We start from the raw sequence: 5,199 nt of genomic DNA, 5'->3' as shown, positions 1-5,199 counted from the left end.
CCCCTTTGGAAGAATTAAATCCCGTTCATTCAAAACAGGCGGAAGTGATGAAACCAGATATCCTTCCCCATGATGCAGCATGTTAAGCCCACTAATGTTCTGCGGCTTTGTCCCGCCGAAGGTGATGACCGTCTTATCCCAGACATTGCTGCAGTCCTTCCCATAATTAGGATCTTTAGGATCCCTTGCAGCAGAGAATTCTCTTCTAATGATGTTCAGCTTATCAAACAATGTTCCCAATTCACTAGTGCTTGGCATTACTGTCAAAAGATGATATTCTCCTTCACTTATTGGGAAATAGACCTGCCTTAAATTCTTATCTGTAAATCCCCTGGTTCCTGTCTTAAGGTCCTTAAATTGCTGATACAATTTCTCCGAGTCAATTCCATAAAGCTTCAGTTCATCGGCTTTTCCATCCTGGTTCAGAATGTGTTCCAATATAGACTGTCCGTCTTCCATTTTATACAAGAGAAGCATGGCCGCTGTCATGATATTGGCATTCGGATACACGATATCCGTCTCACATTGTGTATTTTCCGTTGTCAAATATCCGTCAGGCCTCTCTTTGCTCTCTACATAGAGATGCACAGTACTGTCAGGATTAGCAAATCTTCCCACATGTGTTGCTAATGTGTATTTAGATATTTGCTTCTCTAAGAGATCGCGTACCCAGACGCCTATCTTAACACGCCTGGCTTCTTCATCTAGAAAACCGTCTGGTAGTTTCTTGCGGTCTTCGACAATTTTCTTAGCGACTGCTCTACTTTCAAGAAATTCCGCAATTTCTCCCAAATTTCTCCCTTCCCTTCCTTCTTAAACACTCGTTTTCGAGAATAATCCGAATTGGTCAGAATAAAACCATTCTTTTTCTAAATTGTCAGGTATGATAATTTCTCCATACTTCTCAGACTTTTCAAAAAGAATTTCTTCTTCCTGCCTGAAATCTGAATCATTTACATAACGTTTCAATGCTTCTTTATAATCCCTCTTCAGCCATAAGTTTTTCTCGATCCCCTCCTTAAATTTTGGAAACGCTTCAATGCTTCTTTTCCTTCCTACTGAAACAAATTCCCTATCTATATACTCAGAAAACTTGATCTTATTATCTTCAAACAATGCGGTCAGGCGTACATCTGGATACGTTTTTTCTCTGAATCGGTTCAAACGCTGCGGCAATGCTGTCATCCACCAATATTCCCGGATCCATCCATTGACCGCTTTGGCTCCGCTGCTTTCTTTATCGTTGAAATCTTCCATCGCTTTCTGCTCGAGATCAATTAAATTCGTTCTCCAGGTTAGCGGGTCCTCTTTTCTAATACGCGGAATGGAATCAATCCTCTTTAAAACATCCTCTTTCAAAATACCTTTAAGATCATGACTTTCCAGCTTATTCTTTCCACTTTCATAGCCTGGATATATAAAGGCAGGTGCCTTTCCATTTAATCCTCTTAGATTCCATCGCATGACGGCTATATTTTCCTTCTCAATATTTTCGCTCATGATTCTATGACGAAGGACTCGTCCGGCAAGCTGGATAATCGAGCGATACGACGAAGGCTCAATCACTGACCAATCGAGATCGTGATCCCGTCCTACTTCTTCTACAGGCGTTGCAACAATAATGAAAACGACATAATCTGTTGTTGCTTGATCAATATGTTTTCGGAGAACCGGATCCTTGATGTCAACAGGCTCTCCATACAGCGTTTTCCTCTTCAATACACTATCCAAATACTTTTCCTGCTCATGACGAAGCAGCAAAATCTGCCGGCTGTGATAGGTCATAATGCGCGGTGTTATATCATCTTTATCCCAATCCGTATTCTGCAGTAGGTACAAGCTGACTTTTACACATGGATCAATATTTGCCATACGAACAACACCAATAGATACTTTTTTGCCTGTCTTCTCGTCTACAACGAAATTTTCTTTGGAAAGACGGACAACCTGTTTCCGGATGCTTTCGAAGTACGACTGCATCTTATCAGACTTGGCATCTTCAGTGTCTTCATCCTCACAATCTGCTATGTATCCTGACCTCTTTGTTATTTGCCGTGTTAATTTCGCGACGCGCTTTTCGATGAATGATTGATGAAATGCGCTATAGTCGGAATCATCATCTGTATTCATGAACTTCATCTCAGTTCGGAATTCATCACAGAGTACGACGCTGACACGTTTCTTGGAAATAAAGAAACTGTTCCTGCATTTCACACCGGCTATATAGGCTCTATACATGCCTTCTGCCAAATCGGGAGGAATTGTCGCTGAAGAAAGAACAACATTTCTTCCATACATTCCCGCCAGATGCACGAGCCGGGAAATGGCAGTCAGGTCTTTCTGCGTAAAATCATCGATTTCATCGATAACTAGATCAGAGGACATCAGCCGGAGCATCGGAAGAATGAAGCGTCCGCCCCGTATTGTTTCTGTCGCCCCCATCATATGATCGATTGTCGCAACGAGAACGGGCTTGTACAAGAAAGCACTGTTCTTATCTGCATCGATCCCTCTCGCAGGTTTGAAGAAAATATTCATGAAAGCTCGCTGCTCATCGTTCAAAGAGTCTTCATAAGCAAGCCCTTCAGCGAGAGATATATCTTCGCCGTCTTCATCTTCCATTGCTGATCGTTTTTCTTCCAGCTCCTTATCTCCTTCGTGAAGTTCCAGAACTGCTTTTGACCCGATCAATACAGCAAGGTCATCTTTGCTGAGTTTGATTCTTTCTCTGTACTCATCGCCGGTCTGCAGTGTCAGAGTACGGAGTCCTAATGCCAGAATGTAACGCAGGGAATCTCCTCCTGGAGAAAGCGCTCTCATAATTTTTGCATTGGCAAAAGTTTTACCGCAGCCAGTACTTGCAATATTTACAACAAAAGATACCTGATCTTCTCCACGATCTTTGCGGAAATTTCGTATTGTCTCAGCCGCCTTATCCTGCCAGGAAAACTTTCCAGGGCTTCTCTTCTTCAAAGCTTTGACGTCATACGTCTTTTCCATCTCTTCCGCAAATCTAGGCAGCTGATGCGCTACGCGAAGTGCTTGATCTGAAACGCCCGTCATATGCTCCTCCAGAAACTGGTTCTTCTCAGATTTTCTTTTCTTATTCCTGAAAGAAAAGGTATTTGCCCAAAGGTCTCTCGCGCTCCACTTCCCGTCGTCCTGCTTCGCATCGCCATCCAAAGAGGAAAAATAATGGTCTCCCAAAACTAATGCCGGGCGAGCGTTAAGCAGTATTTCACGGAAAGCCGGATCATAGTCAGGATCTTTCATGATCTGCTTCAAGGTATCGTAATCCTGAAGAAGTCTGCCGGTCCATTTCTTCAGATGCTTTTTCCAAATGTTTCCTTCGTTCCAAAGTATCCCATGAGAAAAGCGGAAACATTCCTGCCGCTTCTCTACAAAATCCGGATCATCATTTTCGTATCCCCATGATGATTTCAAACTTTTCATCATTTCATAAAAAGTTTCTCGTTTTTCATCTTCATAAGCGCGCCGGTCATCCTTATTTAAATCCGGAAGTTTATGATGTGAAAGAATCAGCCACGTGAGACATTCCGCGGCAGGCGGAAGCTTTTTTAACTTCGTTACATCTGATTTCCCCGCTTTAGCTTCATTTTTCAAGATATTTAAAACGATTTCTTCTTCAAATGTGCCATCAGCGAATTTCTTGAGCCAAGGTGTATCATCTTCAAAATCGCCTGATGCTTCTACGCATGCTTCAATCATCTTGCAGCTCATCCATTCGTGACGGAACGGATCCCGCTCTTTCGTTCCTGAGCGCAGCTTCTTTTGAAAGAAATCCGATGCTTTGCCCCAATCGTGAAAAAGTCCCGCCAGACCGGCCAGCTCTTTAATAATCGGCAGGTACTGCCAGTCGTTTTCCCATTCAGAATGGATGATTTTCTTTTTCGTCGTATTAACAGGTACAGCGCCTGCATCATTGAACTGGCTTCTGTCACCGACAATCCAGAGCAGATCGCTTCTTGCCCTCGACCTGATCCAATGACAAGAAACCGCCGTATTTTTTGTAGCATTTCTCCGAAGCGCAGTCCGCACTGCTTCCAGACCGTCCGAAGTTATGACCGTGCGCCAGGCGTCATCCCCAATTCTTTCCGCAAAGCTGTCCAAGATCGTACGGACCGTTTTCTGTGACTTACCGGTGCTTCGGCTGATCAATAATACCATCATAGGAAATCACCCGGCCCATATTTCAAACTACTGCGTTGGACGATTTCAAACATGTAATCCAGTGCTTTATGTTCTGTCAATTTATTCAAACACGTCATACGGAAATGCTTGTCATCATCGCCTCTGGCTGCTGAAATAAAACTCCAAGGCAGAATAATTGAGTCTTTGATCAGGTCCGCCACATCAAAGACAAGCGCGCCGCGCCTTGTTTTACCGTGCATGACCGCAAACCCATGCGGAATTCCCAATACCCAGAGAGTACAAGCTGCCAAACCATAGGCGAGGTAGTTTCCATGATTCAGGAAGATGTTCGCTTCATCATCACCGTCATGATTCCTGGTAAAATCCGGAAGTCTGGTTCTCTTAGCTGCATATTTATAGAGGGATTTGGTGAATTTTGCTTCTGACAGTAACAATTCCGTCACGTCTTTTGCACTGTCTATCTTACCTCTATAAACCGCCAATGCTCTTTCGATTTCAGGATCGTCCGCATTGAAATTTTCCTCATGCAGATCCCTATCTTTCCCCCATGTTTTTTCAAGAAAATCACATCTGGCTCTTTGGAAGTCTCTAGCCGTTTCGAGGCGTCTTTCTTTATTCATCCAGAACGAAATCCACCCCTGCATGTACTCCGTCGGACGATATTCGCTCTGCGGCATCATCCATTCAATATCCGTACCGGCAAAAAGAGGCGTACCACCGCCCCCGCAAAATCCGATCATGACACCTGCAGAAGCAAGCACCCGAACAGCTGCCTGGGTCAAGGATGTGCCGCTCCCCAAAAGAATGACCGTCGTATTGGCAACAGGAATATTCCAGAATAAATTTTCATCGCTGCTTTCAGTCAAGTAGACGACACGTCCATCCTTCTGCATGACTCGGCATTTCTCAAGATAATAAATATTGGCACGTTTAGAATGCAGAATCGCTTTGTAATTCGATTTCTTCAGAATCTCTTTCATCGCAGTTCCTCTTCGAAAAATGATTCATCTCTATATTTTTTATTTA

The 5,199-nt window shown here is 43.5% G+C and carries 3 protein-coding genes; all 3 read right to left on the bottom strand.

From position 1 onward, the window contains the following. The coding region (locus M3200_RS01665) for a type I-F CRISPR-associated protein Csy1 (RefSeq protein WP_288178074.1) at positions 1-792 on the bottom strand (792 nt) is incomplete at its 3' end. A 21-nt stretch (positions 793-813) separates the two neighbouring features. Continuing rightward, entirely contained in the window at positions 814-4,191 is a 3,378-nt protein-coding gene (cas3f, locus tag M3200_RS01660; protein WP_022381803.1) for a type I-F CRISPR-associated helicase Cas3f, read from the bottom strand. Continuing rightward, the gene (cas1f, locus tag M3200_RS01655; protein ID WP_022381802.1) at positions 4,188-5,153 is read right to left on the bottom strand and encodes a type I-F CRISPR-associated endonuclease Cas1f; all 966 of its coding nucleotides are present in this window, start codon (positions 5,151-5,153) and stop codon (positions 4,188-4,190) included. Before cas1f ends, cas3f begins: the two co-directional genes overlap by 4 nt. Positions 5,154-5,199: the final 46 nt, after the last annotated feature.

Origin of the sequence: Dialister sp. CAG:357 (assembly GCF_000435155.1) — a bacterium.
Taxonomy (GTDB): Bacteria; Bacillota; Negativicutes; order Veillonellales; family Dialisteraceae; genus Dialister; species Dialister hominis.
The sequence above is the reverse complement of the archived record's forward strand: the minus strand, read 5'-3'. Positions and strand labels throughout refer to the sequence as shown.

Coding starts and splice junctions, on each gene's coding strand:
- cas1f (WP_022381802.1), bottom strand. CDS start 5,153: ATGAAAGAGATTCTGAAGAAATCGAATTACAAAGCGATTCTGCATTCT.
- cas3f (WP_022381803.1), bottom strand. CDS start 4,191: ATGATGGTATTATTGATCAGCCGAAGCACCGGTAAGTCACAGAAAACG.